General features: G+C 30.2%; 21 protein-coding genes and 2 riboswitches. Of the genes, 13 read left to right on the top strand and 8 right to left on the bottom strand.

Going from position 1 to position 22,232, the window contains the following annotated elements:
- Positions 1-84: 84 nt before the first annotated feature.
- From B5S50_RS02310 to B5S50_RS02300, 3 genes are all read left to right on the top strand, one after another.
- Positions 85-231, top strand: coding sequence for a hypothetical protein (locus tag B5S50_RS02310; protein WP_154104999.1), 147 nt, complete (start codon positions 85-87; stop codon positions 229-231).
- A 147-nt stretch (positions 232-378) separates the two neighbouring features.
- A complete protein-coding gene (gene sigI, locus B5S50_RS02305; protein ID WP_065079131.1) occupies positions 379-1,065 on the top strand; it encodes an RNA polymerase sigma-I factor in 687 nt (228 codons plus the stop codon).
- Entirely contained in the window at positions 1,058-2,011 is a 954-nt protein-coding gene (locus tag B5S50_RS02300; RefSeq protein WP_217302972.1) for an anti-sigma factor domain-containing protein, read from the top strand. Before sigI ends, B5S50_RS02300 begins: the two co-directional genes overlap by 8 nt.
- A gap of 42 nt (positions 2,012-2,053) precedes the next feature.
- Here B5S50_RS02300 and B5S50_RS02295 read toward each other — a convergent pair whose 3' ends face one another.
- The 6 genes from B5S50_RS02295 to B5S50_RS02270 all read right to left on the bottom strand — a co-directional run bounded on the left by B5S50_RS02295 (position 2,054) and on the right by B5S50_RS02270 (position 7,377).
- On the bottom strand, positions 2,054-3,283 hold the full coding sequence (locus tag B5S50_RS02295) for a 4Fe-4S binding protein (RefSeq protein ID WP_217302971.1): 1,230 nt from the start codon (positions 3,281-3,283) through the stop codon (positions 2,054-2,056).
- Between the two features lie 303 nt (positions 3,284-3,586).
- On the bottom strand, positions 3,587-5,389 hold the full coding sequence (locus tag B5S50_RS02290; protein WP_217302970.1) for a DUF2207 domain-containing protein: 1,803 nt from the start codon (positions 5,387-5,389) through the stop codon (positions 3,587-3,589).
- Between the two features lie 13 nt (positions 5,390-5,402).
- The gene (locus tag B5S50_RS02285; RefSeq protein WP_065079135.1) at positions 5,403-5,882 is read right to left on the bottom strand and encodes a dihydrofolate reductase; all 480 of its coding nucleotides are present in this window, start codon (positions 5,880-5,882) and stop codon (positions 5,403-5,405) included.
- Between the two features lie 149 nt (positions 5,883-6,031).
- On the bottom strand, positions 6,032-6,376 hold the full coding sequence (locus tag B5S50_RS02280) for a DUF1284 domain-containing protein (RefSeq protein ID WP_254306672.1): 345 nt from the start codon (positions 6,374-6,376) through the stop codon (positions 6,032-6,034).
- A gap of 74 nt (positions 6,377-6,450) precedes the next feature.
- Positions 6,451-6,996: a biotin transporter BioY gene (locus B5S50_RS02275; protein WP_065079137.1), complete on the bottom strand. Its 546-nt coding sequence runs from the start codon at positions 6,994-6,996 to the stop codon at positions 6,451-6,453.
- A 195-nt stretch (positions 6,997-7,191) separates the two neighbouring features.
- Positions 7,192-7,377, bottom strand: coding sequence for a hypothetical protein (locus tag B5S50_RS02270; protein WP_065079138.1), 186 nt, complete (start codon positions 7,375-7,377; stop codon positions 7,192-7,194).
- Between the two features lie 268 nt (positions 7,378-7,645).
- On the opposite strand from B5S50_RS02270, the gene B5S50_RS02265 reads away from it, so the two are divergent.
- From B5S50_RS02265 to B5S50_RS02225, 9 genes are all read left to right on the top strand, one after another.
- Complete coding sequence (locus B5S50_RS02265) at positions 7,646-8,422, top strand: N-formylglutamate amidohydrolase (RefSeq protein WP_065079139.1); 777 nt, start codon at positions 7,646-7,648, stop codon at positions 8,420-8,422.
- A gap of 141 nt (positions 8,423-8,563) precedes the next feature.
- Positions 8,564-9,718, top strand: coding sequence for a methyl-accepting chemotaxis protein (locus B5S50_RS02260; protein WP_217302968.1), 1,155 nt, complete (start codon positions 8,564-8,566; stop codon positions 9,716-9,718).
- 593 nt (positions 9,719-10,311) lie between these two features.
- A complete protein-coding gene (locus tag B5S50_RS02255; RefSeq protein WP_065079663.1) occupies positions 10,312-10,653 on the top strand; it encodes a group II intron maturase-specific domain-containing protein in 342 nt (113 codons plus the stop codon).
- Positions 10,654-10,902: 249 nt separating this feature from the next.
- Positions 10,903-11,817, top strand: coding sequence for a quinolinate synthase NadA (gene nadA, locus B5S50_RS02250; protein ID WP_065078726.1), 915 nt, complete (start codon positions 10,903-10,905; stop codon positions 11,815-11,817).
- A gap of 25 nt (positions 11,818-11,842) precedes the next feature.
- Positions 11,843-13,408, top strand: a complete 1,566-nt coding sequence (locus B5S50_RS02245) for an L-aspartate oxidase (protein WP_242872142.1) — start codon at positions 11,843-11,845, stop codon at positions 13,406-13,408.
- A 6-nt stretch (positions 13,409-13,414) separates the two neighbouring features.
- Entirely contained in the window at positions 13,415-14,245 is an 831-nt protein-coding gene (gene nadC / locus B5S50_RS02240) for a carboxylating nicotinate-nucleotide diphosphorylase (RefSeq protein WP_065078725.1), read from the top strand.
- 58 nt (positions 14,246-14,303) lie between these two features.
- Positions 14,304-14,501 (top strand): hypothetical protein, encoded by a 198-nt coding sequence (locus tag B5S50_RS02235; protein ID WP_167351573.1) that lies wholly within the window; start codon positions 14,304-14,306, stop codon positions 14,499-14,501.
- Between the two features lie 591 nt (positions 14,502-15,092).
- Positions 15,093-16,235, top strand: coding sequence for a bifunctional cystathionine gamma-lyase/homocysteine desulfhydrase (locus B5S50_RS02230; protein WP_065078723.1), 1,143 nt, complete (start codon positions 15,093-15,095; stop codon positions 16,233-16,235).
- Between the two features lie 34 nt (positions 16,236-16,269).
- Positions 16,270-17,184 carry a PLP-dependent cysteine synthase family protein gene (locus B5S50_RS02225; protein WP_065078722.1) on the top strand — a complete coding sequence of 305 codons (915 nt, stop codon included), beginning with the start codon at positions 16,270-16,272 and terminating at the stop codon, positions 17,182-17,184.
- 47 nt (positions 17,185-17,231) lie between these two features.
- On the opposite strand, the gene B5S50_RS02220 is transcribed toward B5S50_RS02225, so the two are convergent.
- A complete protein-coding gene (locus B5S50_RS02220; RefSeq protein WP_217302967.1) occupies positions 17,232-18,728 on the bottom strand; it encodes an amino acid permease in 1,497 nt (498 codons plus the stop codon).
- A 39-nt stretch (positions 18,729-18,767) separates the two neighbouring features.
- On the bottom strand, positions 18,768-19,568 hold the full coding sequence (locus tag B5S50_RS02215; RefSeq protein ID WP_217302966.1) for a hypothetical protein: 801 nt from the start codon (positions 19,566-19,568) through the stop codon (positions 18,768-18,770).
- Positions 19,569-19,738: 170 nt separating this feature from the next.
- Positions 19,739-19,860, bottom strand: a riboswitch (SAM riboswitch).
- Between the two features lie 218 nt (positions 19,861-20,078).
- Positions 20,079-20,166: riboswitch (cyclic di-GMP riboswitch) on the top strand.
- Positions 20,167-20,634: 468 nt separating this feature from the next.
- On the opposite strand from B5S50_RS02215, the gene B5S50_RS02210 reads away from it, so the two are divergent.
- Complete coding sequence (locus tag B5S50_RS02210; protein ID WP_217302965.1) at positions 20,635-22,170, top strand: methyl-accepting chemotaxis protein; 1,536 nt, start codon at positions 20,635-20,637, stop codon at positions 22,168-22,170.
- Positions 22,171-22,232 lie beyond the last annotated feature (62 nt).

The following is a 22,232-nucleotide window of genomic DNA, read 5'->3' as shown; positions in this document are numbered from 1 at the left end:
TCCATGATGTGGCTTATTCTTTTGAAATGGCAATGGGCCAACTTTATAATGTTATTTTTTCTTTTAATTAAGTAAGCTTATTATATGTATGAAGGAGAAGTCATTGAAAAGATAGGCTATGATAAAAATGCAGATATTGAATATATATCTACTTCAGTATTTTGTTCTGAAGGACAGCCCTTTTTAGTAAAAGGAGATAGAGCAAGAGAATATATGCACTGCTTAAAGTAGATATATCCTGAAATGCCATAAATCTACTTGCACTTTTACATCAATCTCGTTTAATTATTCAGTGGAATATACGATGATTAAATATAATTTAGGGACTCCCTTAAAATTATTATTTGTTTCGTATAATTTTATAGATGAGGTGATGTAATGGCAGATATTGCTCATTTACTCCATGAAAACAGAGATGAATTCATTAGTCAAAATAAAAATTTTATATATAAATGTACTTATACTATTTCAAAAAGATATCTTCAATGGGAAAATGATGATGAACTGAGCATTGCTTTGATTGCATTTAACAAAGCTTGTGATAATTATACAGAAACAAAGGGAAATTTTTATGCATATGCAAAAATTATAATTAGAAATGCATTAATTGATTATTTTAGAAAAAATAAAAATTCACCTTTACTTACTTTTGACGATAGTGACTGTAGTATGGAAAAATTAAACAACGCCAATTCAATAACAAATTTTCAATTGGAATTGGAAAATAAAAATAGAGCAGATGAAATTATTGAATTAAATAAAAAACTTATGGAATATAAAATCGATTTTAGCAGTCTTGTAAATAATAGTCCAAAGCATAAGGATACAAGAGACAGTATTTTAAAACTTGTGTTAAAAGTATGTAGCAATAGTGAAATTAGTAATTTTATATTAAATAAAAAGCAGCTGCCTGTTAAGCAAATTTGTATATATACTGGATGCAGCAAAAAATTTATTGACAAGTGGAGAAAGTATATTATTGCTCTATTTATATTATTTAACAGCGAAAATTTTATGTATATAAGGTCCTATTTAAATGTAAAAGTGGGTGAGAATGATGGGTAAAAAAGAAGGCATAGTAGTAAGTGTAGAAGGAAAATATGCTAATTTACTTACTCCTTATGGTGAATTTATAAAAGTAAATTGCAGCGGCAAAAAACTTTATATTGGCGAAAAATTTGAGGGAGATGAAGTTCTTCACAGATTAAGTTTTTTTTATACAAGAAAGATAATAGCGGCAGCCTGTATAATATTTGTATTATTAGTAGGTGGTGGTGTAAAAGCCTACTATACTCCTGCAGCCACTGTTTTAGTAAATATAAATCCTAGCATTGAGCTAAAAGTGAATTTCTTAAATAAAATCATTTCTTTTAAAGGGTTAAATGGTGATGGAAATAAAATATTGAGTGAAGTGAAAATAAATAATGACAATATAAATGATGCTTTAAAAATAATAATTGATCAAGCTAAAAAGGATAAATTTATCGATAAGAATTATGCGAAAACTATATCAATTGACATTAGGGGTAAAAACATAGATGTTTCTGGTTTCAAATCAAATATGGCATCTTCTAATTTAAGTGTAAAAATTGAAACTAATGGTAATATTATTTTAAATAATAAACCAAAGGATAATTCTACTAACAAGAACTTAAATAGCAGTGATAAAGCTGCTGCTAAAGAAAATACTCCAAGCAGTGAAAAACATTTAAGTGATAAAAAAGAGGATAAAAAATTAAATAATAGCATCAGCAGTGAAAATAAATTTAAGAATGAAAGTAATTCATCAAGTGTAGGAAATTCATCAAGTGAAAGTAATTCTAGCTCATATAAAGGAAAAGACAAAGGTGAATCTAATGTAAAACAGCCACAAGATTCAAATAACAGCAAAGTTAAAGAAAATCAAAACTTAAATAAAAAAACTGAGGAAAATATGAACAGCAAGCAAAATGATAATTCCAATAAAGATAATTCGCACCAGCAGAATTCTAATGTAAATAAGAAAAAATAAAAGAGCAAGACCTGTGGAAAATAATCTTACAGGTCTTACTCTTTATTTTTCTACAGCTTGGTTTAGTGCACTTTGTACTGCATCTGTAAATCCTTTGCTGCTATAGGTAGCTCCAGACACTGCATCAACAGAAGTTGATTGTGTTGAAATTATTTCACTAGGCAATGTACTTTCTACATTTTGATAAAACCTAGGTGTATCTTCTGTAGATACTGTTTGAGTATCAGTAATTTTACCATTTTTTATAGTGACAGAAACTTTTGTTGTACCTCCTCTAAAGCCGGTTCCAGTTCCAGTATAAGTTCCATCTTTATATTTACCTTGTACTGTATTGGAAGAAGATGTACTTGTATTATTATTGGAAGCACTTTCCTGAACCATGGTTTGAGTAGTAGCTGTATTATTTATGGAAGAGGCGTTTTGCCTGCTTAACATAGTATTTCCCAGGTTTACAAGACCGTAAGTTCCAATAAATAGAGTTAAAGCAATTGAACATGCAAGTTTTGAATCTACATTTTCTCCAATTATGTTTACACTCGTATTTTTCCTAGGACATACCTCTATGCATTTTAAGCAATTTATGCATTCTCCACCATGTACGCTATTTGTACCATAAAGTTTTAATCCCATAGAACAATTATTTGTACATACCCTGCATTTACCACATTTATCATTAGGTTTGCTAATTTTGAATATACTTATTTTAGAGAACAGTGAGAATACAGCGCCTAAGGGACACAAATATCTGCAAAAAAATCTTTCAATAAAAACATCTCCTAAAGTTATTAAAACTAAAAGTACAAAACCTATAGTTAAAGTTGATATAACTTTAGAAAAATCCGTTATTTGAGCAAAGGCATCCCAGGGACTTGTACCTTGTAAAAAATTACTTCCGCTATTGTATCCAGCAATTAAAAGCAATAACAGCACTACGTATTTTACATATTTGAGTTTAGAGTCTAGATTTTCACTTATTTTAAAATTAATTTTAAATATTCTTTTCGATGTAATATGAACCCAATCATTAAAAGTACCGAAGGCACAAAACCATCCGCAGAAAAATCTGCCTGCAAAAATAGTAAACAGTATGCATATTGAAAACTCCAATAACTGTGGAAATGCCTGAATGAAATTAAAGTTTCCCCTAATAATCATTTGAAAAATATTTTTTAGTTCACTAAATGCCATTATATAAATGCCAGGTAGTAAAAAAAATAAAATTAATTGTACAATGTGTCTTATAATTTGTATTTTCCTTATTTTTTTTGCCATCTTTATAGCTCCTTTTCAATTTATAATTTTAATCTTATAGTAAAAGATTAAAAGATTAAAATAAATTATTATAGAGCTATTATAAAAAGGCAACCTTAAAAATAGATTAAAATTAAATAATTTTATCTGATGACTACCTACTGTAACACTCCCACTTTTATCAAAGTGGGAGCTAACAGTAGATACGTCCCTAGATAATTCATCTAAACTTAGTGAGAGAAATAAAACTCTAAAGAGAAAGCGACTATCACCAAATCACAGATTTGGCATATCTGCTTTTCTCACTAAGTAAGATTCATTGATTTAAAATCCTCCAGCACCGCCGCCTCCAGCAGCACCGTCGCTGCTTCCAGATGAAGTATCTGATGAAACAATTGAATTACCTGAAGATCCTGTGTTAAAAGAATTGTATATATTGCTGCTAAAGGTGTCGTCTTTGTCAAAGGTAGAACTGTCAAAAATTAAATAGTAGTATAGCCATCCCATATCATCCTTTGAAGGAGTTCTAAAAGAATTTTTAAGCTTAGACATACTATTTTGTTTTATATTTAAGGCTTCTGCATAGGGAATATAGGTTTCAATGGTGGCATTTTCCATATTATATTCTAAGTCTATATTTTGTACATGAAATTTAAATTTCATCCATTTTTTATATTGAGATTGTCCATAAGCGCTTTTTTTACAGCAGCATATTGATCCATAGACAATCATAAAGATTGATATGACTAAACTAAAAATACCTGCATGAGCTTCAGTCATAAGTGAAATAGTTGAAAAGATCAATTCAACTACAGCAAGAATAATTATAAACATTCCTGCTTTGGAAGCTTCAACATCATAATAATTTCGTGATTTGGATTCTTCTTTTATAAGGTTTAACCAGCTTGCAAAATTACTATGAGATGAGGATCTTTTACAATGTTTTTTAATTTCTAGGGTGCTTACATTTTGGCCGCTGCCCATTATGTTAAATATCCAATGCATAAAGTATTTTTCGTGTTTTAAGAGCAGCCAATCGGGTTCTTTATTTTTTATAATTAAGAAGTTTAGTTTTTTCTTAGTACCATCCAATATGTTTTTCTCAATAGTTAAGTAACCTTTTCTCCATAAGTCAAGTATTGTAGCGTAGATAGTTCTTCCATTTATAGTTCTCATAACTAAATAAGCTGCAACTGCAGGTGTACAATCTTCAGGAATCTCAACAGGAGAATATACACTATAAGATGTATCTTCAACTTTGTTGAACTTTGTTGATGTTTTAAATATCAAGAAGATGGAAAGGAGACACAGCACTGTGCTTATAATATTTAATATATTTCTTACAAGTATAGTATGAGCTATTTTTTCCTGCTGTTGCTTTTTATAGTTTGCCTCTTGACTTAAAATGGTATTTAGCATGTTTTTATTACTTATGTTTTTACATAAAGGTATTAACTTGCTTGGGAAAAGCAACCTTACCTGCACGAGCTCCTTTGATTTCACATGAGGAAAAGAGTAATCTATATGTCCTTTTGTAACGGAGTAAGCTCCATTTAAAATGCCGTGGTAATAGGCTTTTATATATTGCTTGTCAATATTTTCTGGAAGATTAATGTGTATCTTTAAATTGTCTATTTTAGCCTCATTATAGTCTGACCAGTAGGTGTAGTAAAATTCACCAATATCATTATATTTTACTGATACATTTTTTATAGTATAGGTTATTTTAAAAGTTTTTTTCTCATTTTTTGAAGGACAGTAAATTTTAATTCCATATAAATTCCTACCTTTTGACAATATTTGAAATACACCATTGTCTCCATTTTTAATATTAGAACTTTCTTTAAATGGAATTTCACTACCATTATGTGATATAAGTGATACTTTAAGGTTGTTTATACCCTTGGTTCTTATGGTAGATATATCCCGGTAGGCTCCATTATAGTTATCTTTAAAATTGTAGGTTATAATTTCTTCTATATCTATAGAGCCATCCTCTTTTATAGTGGTGGTTATATTGAACATGGATAAGTCTACTCCACCTGAAGCATACACTTTAAATGAATGAATGGAAATTGCAAAAAGTAATATAAAAGTACTTATTAAAAATTTTTTTAAAAAATTCATTAGTATTCTCCTATTAATTTTTTTCATAAGTTATAAAACTGTATTTTATGTTGTCATAGCAGTGCTCTTTGAATTCGATTACATGGTAATTATTTTTATCAAATTTAGGAAAATAAGTGTCACCTTTTTCATGAGAGTGAATTTTGGTAAGGTATAATTTATTGCAGTAGGGTAATAATTGCTTATAAATTTCCCCTCCACCTGAAACAAAGCTCTCTATAGGTGAATCTTTGTATTTTAAAACGTCTTCAACATGGTGGAGTATTTCTACTCTTTCATCTAAAATGTTATAGTTTGTATCTCTTGTAATGACAATATGTTTTCTTTTAGGAAGTATACATGGGAGGGATTCAAAAGTTTTTCTTCCCATTATAATGGATTTACCGTAGGTGATGTCTTTAAATCTTTTTAAATCCTCTGGTATATGCCAGATTAGTTTATTGTCCCTGCCAAGCACATAATCTTCATTTAAAGCTGCAATTATATGTAACATTATATGATTACCTCCTGTTTATTTAATACTAAAGTATATATAAATAGTATATCATAACTTCTTATAAATTTTTACAAAAATAATATAGAGTTTCTAATTGAGAGTTAACTTATACAATATTATATAAGTTTAAATTTCAATTAGAAACTCTATAGGTTTTCTGACTTAATATAAAAAAATTGCGAAGGTTGAGTTAGCCCTTTTTTACAATATCCATAATGAAACCATTGGCATATACTGCATATATTTTTGAAGCTTTCATAAGTTATTTTTTTGTGTATAATATTTAAAAGATCTTTATAGTAGTATACTTTATTTTTCTCTATTTGAAATAGATCTAATACTTTTTTGTCTAAATAGTCTACTTTATATCGATGCTCACAGGATTTGCCACCTATGTTATGTGGGCAGCAAGAACAAATGATATCTGTTTTTGTTATAATTTTTACCTGTATGGAAGGGTCATTTTTTAAGGCATAAACAATCTTATCCATATTTTTAGTGAAATCTTTGCTATAACCGTGTCCTTTATAACCCTGAATACATAATAAATGGTGAGCTCTTAATGTTAACATTTTATAAGATTTGTTTTTATGAGGGCTTCCCGAACTCTACAGCCTAATATGTAAGCAGTTATAACTTTTATGGTATCTAAAGGGATAAATGGAATAGCACCTACTAATATGGATTTTTCTATTGAAATTTTTGTTATAAATGAAAGCTGAAGCACTCCAATTGCGTAACAAAATATTAATGAAATAATTAAACCTATAATTGATTTAACAAAAGACAGTTCTTTTTCTGAAATTTTTCCTATGATGTAAGCTATAATGGGATAAGCTATGAGATATCCTCCAGTTGGTCCTAATACTACACTTAAACCACCATGGAAATTTGCAAATACAGGCACACCAACTGCTCCTAAAAGTACATATACCAATTGAGATAATGCACCAAGTTTGCTTCCTAAGATTACTGCAGATATGTAAACTGCTAATATTTGAAAGGTTATAGGTACAGGACTAAAAGGCAGTGGTATAGAAATTTGAGCTAAAATAGCCGTTAAAGCCGTAAATATAGCTGTTGTAGTCATTTCTCTAAGTTTTAAATTCATATTTTACCTCCTTAACAATTGTTAACTAATATATTATTTACGTTAACAATAAAATTATAATAATTATTTAATGAATTGTCAACATAAAATGCATATTGATGTTAACAATCAATTGAAAGTGCAATAAAAAATAGATGTGATATATCAAACTTTTCACATCCATAACATTAAAAAATTTTTTGCACAATATATATTTTATTGCCAGTTAAATTCAATTTCATAATAATATTTTTTTGTAAAGGACATTTTATTTTTATGTTTAGCGTATTTTAATGCTTCATTGTACACTTTATCTTTAGATTCTTCATTAAATTCAAAAGATTTTATTGTGCCAATGTATATACCGGTCTTAGTTAGCCTTTTTATTATTTCCCAATGCATTTAATATCCCCCCATATTATTTGCTCTACATGTCTTGCTTATAAACTGTGTTTTTATAATTTAAGTATACTATTTGTATTTAAAATATTATACTTAAATTTGTCTACTATATTTTACACATTGTGACTTTTTATAAAATAATTTTCTAATACCCATTTAATATGACTGTCATTAATATTTAAACACTTGTACAATTAAAATAAGGAAAGACCAAATAATGTTAGTGTTAGATTTATATTTAAAAATTCTGTAATTTGGAGGGATATTGATGAATCCAGTTAATGTAATTAATAGTGAAAATCCATGTAATATAGTTGCAAGTATTCCACATGGATCTAGTAAAATAACTTTGGAAATGAAACAAAGCATGAAAAAAGGAGTGGTGCTTCCAAATAATGATTGGTTTTTAAATGACCTTTATGATTTTTTACACGAGTTAAATATAACTGTAGTGTCGGCTAATTACAGCAGATATGTTATAGATGTAAATAGAAATATTGAAAATAAATTTATACAGGGAAAATATACAAAGTCATTAGTTTATTACAACACTACCTTTGACAGAAAAATTTATGACAAGCCATTGGAGATAAAGATAATAGAGGAACGAATAAAGAATATCTATAATCCCTATCACTTTTCTTTGAAAAGAGAATTAGAAAAGATTTTAAAACTAAAGAATAAAGTCTACTTATTAGATATACATAGTTTCTTTGAACAGTCAAAAGCAGATATAATACTTGGAACCCGTGAAGGAAAAACTTGTTCCAAAGAATTTTTAAAGGTTGTGTATGATGCATTTACTTCTCAGGGCTTTAGTGTAAAAGTTAATGAAAAGGGACTTAGAGGAGGATATATCGTATCTCATTACAGTTCTATGAAAAATGTGGAGGCTATACAAATTGAAATAAGATATACATCCTATATAGAAAATAGATATTTCGGTGAAGAAGAAGTTAAAAATGTAGATAATAATCTATTTTATAGTACTAAAAGACGTCTATATAATGTCTTATGTTGTATAAGAAATAAGTTAGAAAATTAAATATTATGTATAAGTTTAGTAAAAAGTAGGAAAACGAGGAAATAAATATAGTAAATTTATTGATTAAGTTCTGCCGGTTAACTATAATAAAAATAACGGTTAGTATAATTTTTAAAGGTAATGGAAGGAGAGTAGATTTTTATGATTTCTATAAATGAACTTGATTGTGTAAAACGTATGTGTGAATCACAAGCAGAAATGATATCAGGTGGGGTAGTATATTTTATTACTGAGAAAAATAAAGTCGTTTGGAAAAAGAAATCAAAGATATTTGATATGAAGTCAATGGATATTGGATTTGATTTAAGTGAACATAATTTAAGATTAAAAGCATTAGAGGAAAAGAAAAATATTACAGAGAATATTTCAAAATCTAAATATGGAGCACTTAAAATTTTTGAAGAACCTATAACTGGTGAAAATGGACAAGTTACCGGGGCGTTTTGTTCTGTGTTTCCAAAATCACATCCTGTAGCAAAAGCGTTTAACAATTTTGCACCAATATTAGTTGAAATGTTTCCAGAAGGAGCTTTTTTCATTTTATCTGACTTGGAAAAAGTGACTAGCGTACAGCGATCTGAAAAATTTGATATACCTGCTATTAAGCCGGGAGTCCCATTTGTAGATAATCTTGCATCTGTAGTACATAAGGCAATTCAAACTAAAAAGTTTGCAGCAGAGAATGTAGATAGTTTAGGAAAGTTAGGAGTACCTGTTAGGATGGCAACTTATCCATTATGCGATGAAGATACAGGTGATGTTGTGGGTACTTTTGGAATGATTATACCTAGAGGGGCTACAGTAAATTTGAAAAATATGTCCAATGATCTTACGGAAAATATTACAGGAGTATCTTCTACTATTGAGGAATTAGCTGCCTCAGCATCTGAAATACATACAAATGAGCAGAACCTGGATAATGAAATAAAACAAATAATATCTTTGTCAGAAGAGATAAATGAAGTATCTTCTTTAATAAAGGGTATTTCAGATGAGACTAAGATGCTTGGATTAAATGCCTCAATTGAAGCAGCTAGGGCAGGAGATGCTGGAAAAGGTTTTGGGGTAGTTGCACAAGAAATTAGAAAGTTATCAGAACAGTCAAGAAGCACAGTTCCTAAAATTGCAAAGTTAACAGATAATATTAGAGAAAAGGTTGAGTCTTCTAGCAAGATGAGTCAGAATTCATTGACTTCAAGTCAAGAGCAGGCAGCGGCTACACAGGAAATCACCGCTAGTATAGAAGAAATTACATCTATGTCAGAAAATTTAAATCAAATTGTAAATAAGTTGTAAATTATAGTAATTTACTAAAAGTATGGATTATGATCCATGCTTTTTTTAATGGTGCGCCCAGCATGGACGCAATCTAAAGGGTGAAAGCCCCTAGCACGGGTTGATAGTACCAAGTGCATAGCTTAAGACAAGGGTGTCCATGGTGACGTGGAATCTAAAGGAAGTCGGCGGCAAAACTCTGGTCTGACGAACAGAAACTACATATAAGGCATATGCTTGTGGGTAAGGTTGCCGTACAAACCAAAGCCCTAAACTATCCGAAACAAGTGGTGTAAATGTAGCAGACAGATGGAGTGAAAGATTGCGTTCTTACCCGGGGAGGTCTGATAGGTATGTTATGGATATGAAATTAGAAATAATAACCTACACAGCGATGCGTAGCTGAACTATCAGAAGTCAGCAGAGGTCATAGTACCACGCAGTATGCGTTAGCGTGGGAAGGACTGAACAATAGGAGGTTTCAGAATTTTGAAAGATACGAAGAATTGTGGCAAAAGCAGACAACTTCATAAGGAAGGCTATCTACATGGAAATAGAGTGGAACTTAAAAGCAATGTAGAAGTGCATAGTAATTAACTTCAAGAAGTAATGCAATGAATATGGAATATAGGTTTTTAAAATTAAAAGAAACGATAGTTGGATGGATAAATTATTTTGCTATCGCTGACATGAAAAATATTCTTAAAACGATTGATGAATGGCTAAGGCGAAGGGTAAGAATGTGTTTTTGGAAACAATGGAAAAAGATTAAAACAAAACACGATAATCTTGTAAAATTAGGAACACAAAATAATAAGGCATGGGAATATGCTAACACAAGAAAGAGCTATTGGAGAATATCCAACAGCCCAGTATTATCTAAAACTTTAACCAATAATTATTTAAAAAGGAAAGGACTAATCTCTATTTCAGAAACTTATTCATTAGTACATTAATTCCTATTGAACCGCCGTGTACCGAACGGTACACACGGTGGTGTGAGAGGTCGCTGAATAAAATAATTATTCAGCTCCTACTCGATTAATTGTAAAGGTGGAATTTAGTAGTACCTTTATTGTATGTTGTTAAAATATAAAAAATAGTATATACTGGTGTATATACATCAAATTGTAGTATAAAAATATTGGTATGGTATAAAAATATTAATATATTATCAAATAAAAATATTATTTTAGAGGTGTAATATGGATAAAACATTTTTAATAAATGAAATAAATAGGTTGAAAAAAGAAAAAAATGCTTGCATATTAGCGCATAATTATCAACTGCCAGAAGTTCAAGATATAGCAGATATTGTAGGGGATTCTTTTGCACTAAGTAGAGCTGCTGCTAAAATGGATAATGAAGTTATAGTATTTTGTGGGGTTAAATTTATGGCAGAAAGTGCAAAAATACTATCACCAAATAAAAGAGTTTTACTTCCTTCAAAATATGCAGGATGTCCTTTAGCAGAGTGTATAGACGAAGAACAACTTATGGAGGAAAAAGAAAAGCATCCAGAGGCAGCTGTAGTGTGTTATATAAACTCTTCTACTGAGGTTAAGGCTATAAGTGATATATGTTGTACTTCTTCTAATGCAGTTAAAGTTATAGAGAGCATAGATAAGGATGAGATATTATTTGTACCAGATGAAAATCTTGCCAGTTATGTAGCCGAAAAAGTTACAGATAAAAAGATTATACCTTGGTCAGGTGGTCACTGCATAACTCATGCTAGAATAACTATAGAAGATGTTAAAAAAATAAAAGAAGAGCATCCTGGAGCTGAAATGTTAGTACATCCTGAAGTTTCAAAAGAAATAAGGGATAGTGCTGAGTTTGTTGGAAGTACGTCACAGATAATTGACTATGCAAAGAAATCACCAAACAAGGAATTCATAATAGGTACTGAAATAGGGGTGCTTCATAAAATGAAAAATGATAATCCTGAGAAAAAATTCTATTTATTAAGTCCAAGACTTGTATGCCAAAATATGAAAATGACTACACTAAAAGATGTTCACAATTCTCTTTTAAATATGGAACATGAAATATTTATTCCTGAATCAATGAGAATAAAGGCATTAGGTTCCCTTGAGAAAATGTTACGTATTGAATAAATTCTATATAGGCTGGTGATGTAAAGTGGAAAGAAGATATTTAGCAAACTATAACATGAATTCCTGTGAAAGCAAGAGTTTTGATGCAGTTATAATTGGAGCAGGAATAGCAGGACTTTATACTGCTTTAATGCTTTCTAAAAATTTAAGAGTAGCGGTTTTGAGCAAAAAGGATTTATATGATTGTGATTCGTACCTGGCTCAGGGAGGAATTGCGGCAAGTATACAAAATGATGACAGACAGCTTCATATAAAGGATACTATAAATGCAGGATGCTATGTTAATGATTTGGAAGCTGTAAATGTACTTGTAAATGAATCTGAGAAAGCTATAAATGATTTGGTTCGTCTTGGAGTTGAATTTGATAAAAACTCCCAAGGTAACTTTTATAGGTCTTTTGAAGGAAATCATTCTATTCCAAGGATACTTCATGTAAATGGAGATTCTACAGGAAAAGCTATAATGGAGGTTCTTGTAAACCAGGCTAAAAATGCTTCCAATATAGAAATAATACCTAATATCTTCGCTCTGGATATTGTTGATAACAAAAACAAATGTTGTGGTATAATGACATTTTACAAAAATAAATTTGTTTATTTAAAGTCAAAGTGTTGTGTAATAGCCTCTGGTGGAATTGGACAGTTATTTTCTAAAACTACAAATGTAGATGTACTTACAGGAGATGGAATTGCCATGGCAATAAGGGCAAAGGTAACCTTAGAAGATATGGAATACATTCAATTTCATCCTACAGCTTTATACTCTAAAAATAATGAGGAAAAAATGTTTTTAATATCTGAAGCTGTAAGAGGGGAAGGTGCAGTACTTAAAAATAAATGTGGGAACAGGTTTATGAAAGAATATGATTCAAGGATGGAACTTGCTCCTAGGGACATTGTAGCTAGGGCAATTAGTGATCAAATGCAAAAAACTGATTCTAAATATGTCTATTTGGATGCTACTATGTACGAAAAAAATTTTTTGAAAAATAGATTTAATAAAATTTATAGTGAATGCGAAGACAATGGTATAGAAATATATAAGGATTACATACCTGTAACTCCAGCTGAACATTATTTTATGGGTGGTATTAAGGTGGATTTGTTTGGAAGAGCTAGTATGGAAAACCTTTATGCAGTTGGAGAATGCGCTTGTACTGGGGTTCATGGGGCAAATAGGCTTGCCAGTAATTCTTTAATGGAAGCTCTGGTTTTTGGGAAAAGGGCTGCAGAGGATATCTTAAATAAAGTGAAAGTTATAGATGAAGATAATTTTGAAGACAGTGTATTTATTCCTCAATGTAAAGAAAATCACATGGACTTTTCAAAACTTAAAGAAAATCTGAAGATATTAATGGAAAATAATTTGGGAATAGTTAGAAAAATTGATAACATTAAAAGTGCATTAAAGGTTGTAGATGAAGTTCTCCTTAAAATTCAATATATAAATTTTAAAAGTATTGAACAAGTAGAAGTTTATAATATGTATGAAGTTGCTAGAAGTATAATTATGGCTACTTTGGAAAGCAAGACTTCCATAGGAAGTAATTATATTGAAGATTATTCTAAAGATAACGTAGTTTTGAGGTGATTGAATTTGAATTACTTAATAGTTGATAAATTAATAAAAAATGCTCTTATAGAAGATATAAATTATGGTGATGTTACTACAGATAATTTGCTTTTGGAAAGTGAAGTTTCAAAAGGAAGATTTATTGCAAAGGAGTCAGGTGTTATTGCTGGAATTGATGTGGCTAAAAGAGTATTTGAAATTGTGGACAGCAGTATAAGATTCAACATCAAGGCAAAAGATAGTTCCAAAGTGGAGAAAGATGATGTTATTGTAGAATTAGAAGGAAATTCTAAATCTATATTAAAAGGAGAAAGGGTTGCCCTTAATATACTTCAAAGAATGTGTGGAATTGCAACTAAAACTAATAACATGGTTGATTTAGTAAAGGATTATGATGTGAAAATAGTAGATACAAGAAAAACTCTTCCTGGATTTAGAATTTTGGATAAATATTCTGTTACAGCAGGAGGAGGATACAATCATAGGCTGAATTTGTCTGATTTTGTAATGATTAAAGATAATCACATAAGGGCAGTAGGTTCTATAACGGAAGCTGTTAAAAGAATAAAAAATAAAATTCCATTTACAGCTAAAGTAGAAGTAGAAGTAGAAAATCTGGATCAGCTGAAAGAAGCAGTTAATACTGAAGTTGATGTAATTATGTTGGATAATATGGATGTAGATACTATGAGAAAGGCTGTGAAATTTGTAAATAAAAAGTTTATTTTAGAAGCTTCGGGAAATGTCACCGAAAATACTATAGTGGATATTGCTTCTACAGGTGTTGATATAATATCTATAGGTTCTCTTACACATTCTGTAAAAGCGATGGATATAAGTTTAAGATTTATATAGAGTTCCTAATTTTAAAGTCATGAATAGTATATTAAGAGGAACAAATGAGGTGATGACATTGGCTATAGAAAACTTGAAAGAGTTAAAAAGTCAATTGGAACTGGATGCAACTAGATTAAGAGAAAGTATATGTATAAAAGACAGTCTTTGTATAAAAGATAAGATATGGGATACTGATGAAATGTTTCAAGATATAAAACAAAGGGTTATACTTGAGTATATTGAAAAACTGCTGGATAAAATTGATGCAGAATAAATTTAAAGTGGGGCTGTTACACTAAGCTTGAATACTACAGTATGTTGTTCCAACATATTGTATGTAAATTACTTAGTGCAACAACCCCATAAATACTATAATGATAAAATCTTACATATGTAAAGTAAAAAAATAAAATAAAAATTAAAAATAATACTTGATAATATTTAAATTACGTAGTATCATAAATTTAAATTAAATCTTAGTAAATAACTATGAATTGCGATGATAAGAAGAGTAGGTTATAATTTGACTATTACAGAGAGGATTTCCCTTGGATGAAAGGAGATCTTAGTTGATGATAATTGAAGTGCATCTTGGAGCTCTGAATTGAAGTTTAGTAGACTTCAGCGTATATGCCCGTTAAAGCATTGAGGTATGATTGTACCAAAAATTAAGTTGTCCCATTATATGTATTTTTTATAGGATAAACAGAGTGGAACCGCGGAAGTAAACCTTCTGCCTCTGAATTGAGGCAGAAGGTTTTTTTGTTTTTGAGAATCCGGAACTCAAAAATATAACATTTGAAAATAATTGAAAATTTTTTATATTGAAATTATTTATAGGGAATCAAGAAAGGAGAATAAACAGATGAATATAGAATCATTATTAATACACGGTGGGGTTGATGGGGATAAAACTACAGGAGCAGTTAGTGTTCCAATATATCAGACGTCAACCTATAAGCAAAGTGGACTTGGAGAAAACAAAGGATATGAATATTCAAGAACGGGAAATCCAACTAGAGAGGCACTTGAAAAACTTATAGCACAACTTGAAGAAGGTAAAAATGGATTTGCATTTGCCTCAGGAATGGCAGCGATAACTGCCGTGCTGACACTTTTCAAAAGTGGAGACAAAATAATAATATCAGACAACGTATATGGTGGAACCTATAGGGTACTTGATAAAGTATTTAAAAATTTTGATTTAAACTACGAATTGATTGATACAAGTGACCTGGAAAAAGTTGAAAGTAGCATTACAAAAGAAGTAAAGGCAATATATATTGAATCCCCAACTAATCCACTTATGGATATAACAGATATAAAAAAGATATCTGAAATTGCAAAGAAAAATAACCTTTTGACTATTGTAGACAACACTTTTATGACACCTTATCTTCAAAATCCAATAGAACTCGGAGCAGATATAGTACTTCACAGTGCAACCAAGTATTTGGGGGGACACAGCGACTTAGTTGCAGGACTTGTTGTTGTAAATGATGAAAAGTTAGCTGAAAGACTGTATTTTATACAAAATTCAACAGGTGGAGTATTAGGACCTTTTGACAGTTGGCTCTTGATAAGGGGAATAAAAACATTGTCAGTTAGAATGGATAGACACCTTGAAAATGCAGCCTATATAGCTCAGTTTTTAAATGAAAGTCCTTTTGTAGAAAAAGTTTATTATCCGGGACTTGATAGCCATAAAGGCTATGAAATTCAGAAAAAACAGGCTAGAGGTTATGGAGCTATAATTTCCTTTGTACTGAAAAAGGATATAGATATAAAAAAATTTTTTAAGAATTTAAAACTTATAACTTTTGGAGAAAGTCTTGGTGGAGTGGAATCTTTAATGTGCCATCCTGCTACTATGACCCATGCAGCTATACCTTATGAAATAAGACAAAAAGTTGGAATTGTAGACAATTTGGCAAGACTTTCTGTTGGAATAGAAAATAAAGAAGATTTGGTAAAAGACTTAAAAAAGGCAATTGAGCTTTCAAAATAGAGTTTGATAAATAATTTGATTGGAGGATTTTTAAATGGAAGTTTTTGATGATATAAAGGAAATGATAGGAAAGACTCCTATATTAAAGATAAATGAATTTGATTTAAAAGATGGTGTGAATATATATGCTAAACTTGAGAATTTCAATCCAGGAGGAAGTGTAAAAGACAGAATTGGGGATTATATGATAAAGCAGGCAGAGAAAAGAGGAAAGTTAAAAAAAGGATATACTATAGTAGAAGCTACAGCAGGAAATACTGGACTTGGAATTGCACTTGGAGCACTCAATAGGGGATATAGAGTAGTATTTGCGGTCCCAGAGAAATTTTCCATAGAAAAGCAAGTGCTTATGAGGGCACTTGGTGCAGAAATAGTGCATACTCCTGAAAAAGACGGTATGCGAGGAGCTATAGAAAAGTCAAAAGAACTTTTAAGCAAAATTCCCAATTCTATATCATTTGGTCAATTTGAAAATGAAGACAATCCACAGACTCATTACCTTACAACAGGTCCTGAAATATATGAGCAGTTAAACGGTAAGATAGATTACTTTGTAGCTGGAGCTGGAAGTGGGGGAACTTTTACAGGAATAGCAAGATATTTGAAAGAAAAAGATAGTAATGTAAAAGCTGTATTAGCTGATCCGGAAGGATCTACTCTTGGCGGCGGCACTGAAGAACACGGTTATGCCATTGAAGGTATAGGAAATGACTTCCTGCCAGACACTATGGATTTGAAATTAGTGGATAAAGTCATAAAGATAAATGATGAGGAGGCCTTTTCACTAGTTAAAGAACTGGCTAAACGTGAGGGATTGATAGTGGGTTCATCTTCTGGAGCAGCAATTGCAGCTGCATTAAAGCTAGCTAAAATTATAGATAAAGGTAATATAGTTACAGTATTTCCGGATAGAGGAGACAGATATTTTAGCAAAAACTTATATGAATAAATTGCGAAGGTTTTAGATTAAAACAAGAGAGAAAACCATCAGCTAAACTAAGCTGATGGTTTTTTTTCATCTTCATTATACTCAAAGTTACATTCTTTGAGAGGTACTATCTTTGTCTTCTTAATAATCTTGTATCCAAGATACAAAGATATAAATATAGGAATGCACATATAATTTGTTACAAAATCAAACCAGCTAAATGTTTTAGCTTGAAATACCCATATGTTAGAGCCAAATATAACAATTATACAAAGTATTATAGATATAATGGGGGCAAATGGATATAACTTAGCTCTATATTTCAAATCCTTCAAATTTTTACCTTGTGCAGTGTATGCTTTCCTAAATCTATAATGGCAAATAGCTATACCTAACCATGCAAAGAAGGCTGTGATACCAGAAGCATTATAGAGTATGTAATATATTTTTCCATCTCCAATCAAAGAGGCGAAAAAAGCAAAACAAGCAATAACAGTTGTGGCGTATAAAGCAGTTGTAGGAACACCATGTTTGTTTACTTTTGATAAAAATTTAGGTGCTTTTCCTTCTTTGGATAGGGAATAAAGCATACGTGAAGCTACGTAAAGGCCTGAATTACCGCAGGATAGAACTGATGTCAAAATTACTGCATTCATAATACTTGCTGCAATTGCAAGACCAGATCTTTTAAATACCATGGTAAAAGGACTGAATGAAATATTATCTGCACCACTTTTTAATAAGTTTGGATCAGTAAAAGGAACTAAAAAACCAATTACTATAATTGCCCCCATATAAAATAGTAAAATACGCCAGAAAACATTTTTTATAGCTTTAGGAACATTTTCTTCAGGATTTTCCGATTCACCTGCGGCAAGGCCAACTATTTCTGTTCCAGAGAAAGAAAATCCTGCAACTAAAAATACATTAATAATAGCAGATATTCCGCCAACAAAAGGCCCTTTTTTTCCAGAAGCATCTGATAGAACCCAATTACTTAATCCAGGTGATTTTCCACCTAAAATGCCAAATATCATGAGAACACCTACTATAAGGAATACTATAATTGTGACAACTTTAATACTTGCAAACCAATATTCACTTTCACCGTAAATTCTTGCTGAAAGAATATTTAAAATAAAAATTATTACTAAAAATAGCATACTCCATAAAGTAGTATTGGTATTCGGAAGCCAGAATTTAACAATCATTGAGCCTGCAACCAATTCAGCTGCAACGCATATTGCCCAGCAAAACCAGTAATTCCATCCAAGGGTAAAACCTAGTGCAGGGTCAATGAATCTTGTAGCATAAGTTTCAAAAGATCCTGATATAGGCAGCAGTGTTGCCATTTCACCGAGGGATGTCATTAAAAAATAAACTAAGATTCCCATAATTACATAAGCTAAAACAGCACCGCCAGGTCCAGCTGTGCTAACTGCACTTCCGCTAGCAAAAAATAAACCAGTTCCAATTGATCCTCCTATGGCAATCATGTTCATATGTCTGGCTTTTAGAGTCCTTTTAAGTTGACCTTGTTCATTTGATTTTGAATTTGTGTCCATTTTAAACTTCCTCCTTTTGTTTAGCAATAAAATATATAGTTATTTACCTATGGGACACGCATATTCACATATTCTACAATATTTTATAATATTAACGGGTTCTTCTGTGGAAACTTCAGGTATATTCATAGGCTTAATACTAGCTACATCTTCTTCCATTTGTATATTACACAAGGTCCTATCAAAATTTCCTACTCTTCCAGGCAGTTCACTTCTACCTAATTCTGAAGAAAAATATATTTCCTTAGCAAATGCACCTTTTTGACATTTTTGCCAGCACTTAATTTCGCAGCTTTTACATGGATCGTATCCAGAAGGTCCGGTTGATTGTAAATCTAAATTTAAACCAAGTGCTCGTAATCTTATGTGTGGACCATACTCAGGTGTCACCAATAAGTTATTTCTTCCTATACATCCTAATCCAGCCACTACTGCTGAATCTTTTAGGAATATTCCACCCTTTTCCACATGATAATTAAAAGAATAGGTTTCTATACCTTCATTTTCCAATATGCTTTTAACACTTTTGGTAATACTAATTAATTTTTTGTTGCCTATAGTATTGTGATCTTCAATCCAATAATCCACAGTAGGGTTGTCTATAGGATGATGATAAGCTAAAATAAGTACACTTTTTATTCCCTGGGGCCATAGAACTTCTGTTAGAAATTTATCTTTTTCTCCACGCATATAAGTTCCAACACCATTATATTTAGGCATCTTAGGTACTACAGTAAAGGCAGGGGCTTTTTTTAGGTCCTCAACATTTGCAATGCCTGCTAGAGAAGCTCCAGTTTTTAGTGCAAGTTTTATAATTTCTTTTGATGTAAGTTTGTCCATAATTTGTACTAATGTATTTTAATATGTAAAAATACATTATTCACTTCCTCTCTTTAAGTAATGTATTTTAAATTCATGAATTTTTTACTGAAAAATAAAAAATCCTCTTCCCAAAAAGAAGAGGATAAATAGCGTAGGTTATTACGAGAGTTTATTAAGAAAACATCTCTCCCTCATCTTTCAGAATTATTATGATCTGCTGGAATTAGCACCTTTACATGTTTACGCATAGGCAAAACATGAGGTTGCTGAAACTTCATAGGGCCAGTCCCTAAGTTTCTCTTGATAAGGATTTATTTAATTTTAATTTTTTGTAAAAATATTATTAACTAATACGTATTATATATGTTATGTTTTTCAATGTCAATAAAAATCTAATTATGTTACAGGACAATATGATTGAATTGAATGTTTATACAAGATATGCAAATATTTTATGTATAAATTACAATAATGTATAATTACCATTGAATCTTGTAAAATTTTAGTGTAATATATTTTATATTACTACATTGATAATAGCACATTTATCGAAAGATAAAGTCGCAAAGCTATGGGCCTAAAGGAAATTATTTCCTATGGCTGCCAGGTTACCAAATTATAGTTTTAATAATCAATATTTATCCGATCGCTACCATTGCTAATACCCCATCACACACAGTGAAAGCGACTATCACCAAATTAAAGATTTTGGGATATCTGCTTTTCTATCAAAGTGGGGGATAAGCACTGCTACGCGCATGGATAACGATTTCTAAGCATCAGGTGGAATCAAAACTCAACCTGGTGCCAAGAACTCTGTTTATACTTATATTTTGGTACCTATTTATATATTAATAGGTACATTTTTAATTTGTAAAAGTTTTTAAATCTGTATTAGAAAAACCAAATTTGAAATGAAGTGACATAGATGTATTAATCTATTCTTATATATTATCAAAATATATATCACCAGCAACATCAATTTTATTGCACAAACAATTAAATTAATGATATTAGTATGTTTTGTTTATCTCAACTTGCACTTAAAAATGTAAAAAAATTAATATATTTAGGGGGACATAAAATGAACACTAAAGAAGAGAGCTTTCAAATAACTTTTAATAAAAAATCACTTAAAGTTGTGCTAATAATTTATATGGTATGCTGTGTTCTATCATTCTTATTTTATTTTTCAATAAAATTACTTGGACTTAATGACAACATAAGTGTAATTTCTTTAATTATGCTTGGAATATTTGTTTTAATTTATGGTATTATATTTTATAAATGTTATAAATGTACCATTACTCAAAATAGTTTTAATATGAAAGCATTTAATACAACAAAAATTGTGCTTTTAATAATAACTTATTTTCAGTATTTATATTTGAACTTTATAATGCACTTAAATTCCATATGGCTTATAGTTTTCTTTTTCGTTATTCTTGGAGCCCTGTTTTTTGATATAAAAATGATTATAGAGTCAATAGCTTTAAGCCTTTTATGTCAAATCATAGTATTTGTAAATAATCCTTCAATTTTTCAGGATAAACAATTGATTATTGCAGAAGCGGCTATGAAAATCATCACTATTTTTATAACTTTGGCATTAATTTTCATAGTTGTATACTTTGCATCTAATCTATTAAAGTCAATTGGTAATAAGGAAGTTGAGTTAAAAAAAGAAAAGCAAAAGTTGCTGGATTTATTTGAAAATATAGCTCAAATTTCTGGTACTGTTTTATCATCAAGTGAAAACTTAAGTGCAGCTATTGAAGAACAAACAAGTTCACTTTTGGAAGTTTCAGAAACAAGTCAATCTGTATCAAAAAGTTCTGGTGAAATGCTAGATAAATCAAATAAGAATAAAGAAATATTAAATACTTTATTAAATGCTAATGAGGTTGTTGCTAAAAAAACCAAGGATAGTGAAGATAAAATAAATTACTTTATCAATATTACAGATAAAAATCAGAAATCTTTAAATGATACTCTTTCAATTATTATGGATATAAAAAATAGTATAGAGGATACGTTTAAGTCTACAAAAGATTTGGAACAAAAATCAAGACAAGTAGATGAGATATTAAATATTATAGGAGATATATCAGAACAAACTAACCTTCTTGCTTTAAATGCATCAATTGAATCAGCAAGAGCAGGTGAAAATGGTAAGGGTTTTGCTGTAGTAGCAGATGAAATAAGAAAATTAGCTGAAGGAACAAAACAATCACTTAATCAAGCAAGTGCAATAGTGGATGAACTAAAAAATAAAATTGATGTAGTTCAAAAACAGATGACGTATAATAGCGAAAAGTCTCAGACCGGTAATAGTATTATTAATGAAACAGTCAGAGGAATAAATGTTATGACTTCCAATTTGAAATTATTTAGTAATAATGTTCTGGATACAAATAACGCTTCTACTACATTATTTACAAAAACTAAAAATGTAGTTCAATTTAATGAAGAAGTATCGAATATGACAAAAGATACAATATCAAAATATGAAATGATAACAGAAACAATATCTCAAAATGCTGCCACAAGTGAAGAAATAGAAGCTAATATTAATGAACTTAGAAATGTTGCTGAAGATATGAATAAACTTATTAAATAGATTTTGGTTATTTCTAACCTAGTTATGAAATTGAAGTATCCTAGCAACTAATTATGCTCCAA

It is taken from the genome of Clostridium sp. 001 (genome assembly GCF_019056555.1).
GTDB lineage: Bacteria > Bacillota > Clostridia > Clostridiales > Clostridiaceae > Clostridium_B > Clostridium_B ragsdalei.
The sequence above is the reverse complement of the archived record's forward strand: the minus strand, read 5'-3'. Positions and strand labels throughout refer to the sequence as shown.

What these genes read in the sequence shown, in the direction of transcription:
- B5S50_RS02310 (WP_154104999.1), top strand. Translation starts at nt 85, where the DNA reads ATGTATGAAGGAGAAGTCATTGAAAAGATAGGCTATGATAAAAATGCA.
- sigI (WP_065079131.1), top strand. Translation starts at nt 379, where the DNA reads ATGGCAGATATTGCTCATTTACTCCATGAAAACAGAGATGAATTCATT.
- nadA (WP_065078726.1), top strand. Translation starts at nt 10,903, where the DNA reads ATGGATAAAACATTTTTAATAAATGAAATAAATAGGTTGAAAAAAGAA.
- B5S50_RS02295 (WP_217302971.1), bottom strand. Translation starts at nt 3,283, where the DNA reads ATGGCAAAAAAAATAAGGAAAATACAAATTATAAGACACATTGTACAA.
- B5S50_RS02215 (WP_217302966.1), bottom strand. Translation starts at nt 19,568, where the DNA reads ATGGACAAACTTACATCAAAAGAAATTATAAAACTTGCACTAAAAACT.
- B5S50_RS02230 (WP_065078723.1), top strand. Translation starts at nt 15,093, where the DNA reads ATGAATATAGAATCATTATTAATACACGGTGGGGTTGATGGGGATAAA.
- B5S50_RS02220 (WP_217302967.1), bottom strand. Translation starts at nt 18,728, where the DNA reads ATGGACACAAATTCAAAATCAAATGAACAAGGTCAACTTAAAAGGACT.
- B5S50_RS02265 (WP_065079139.1), top strand. Translation starts at nt 7,646, where the DNA reads ATGAATCCAGTTAATGTAATTAATAGTGAAAATCCATGTAATATAGTT.
- B5S50_RS02210 (WP_217302965.1), top strand. Translation starts at nt 20,635, where the DNA reads ATGAACACTAAAGAAGAGAGCTTTCAAATAACTTTTAATAAAAAATCA.
- B5S50_RS02300 (WP_217302972.1), top strand. Translation starts at nt 1,058, where the DNA reads ATGGGTAAAAAAGAAGGCATAGTAGTAAGTGTAGAAGGAAAATATGCT.
- B5S50_RS02290 (WP_217302970.1), bottom strand. Translation starts at nt 5,389, where the DNA reads ATGAATTTTTTAAAAAAATTTTTAATAAGTACTTTTATATTACTTTTT.
- B5S50_RS02225 (WP_065078722.1), top strand. Translation starts at nt 16,270, where the DNA reads ATGGAAGTTTTTGATGATATAAAGGAAATGATAGGAAAGACTCCTATA.
- B5S50_RS02280 (WP_254306672.1), bottom strand. Translation starts at nt 6,376, where the DNA reads ATGGATAAGATTGTTTATGCCTTAAAAAATGACCCTTCCATACAGGTA.
- B5S50_RS02255 (WP_065079663.1), top strand. Translation starts at nt 10,312, where the DNA reads ATGAATATGGAATATAGGTTTTTAAAATTAAAAGAAACGATAGTTGGA.
- B5S50_RS02275 (WP_065079137.1), bottom strand. Translation starts at nt 6,996, where the DNA reads ATGAATTTAAAACTTAGAGAAATGACTACAACAGCTATATTTACGGCT.
- B5S50_RS02260 (WP_217302968.1), top strand. Translation starts at nt 8,564, where the DNA reads ATGATTTCTATAAATGAACTTGATTGTGTAAAACGTATGTGTGAATCA.
- B5S50_RS02270 (WP_065079138.1), bottom strand. Translation starts at nt 7,377, where the DNA reads ATGCATTGGGAAATAATAAAAAGGCTAACTAAGACCGGTATATACATT.
- B5S50_RS02285 (WP_065079135.1), bottom strand. Translation starts at nt 5,882, where the DNA reads ATGTTACATATAATTGCAGCTTTAAATGAAGATTATGTGCTTGGCAGG.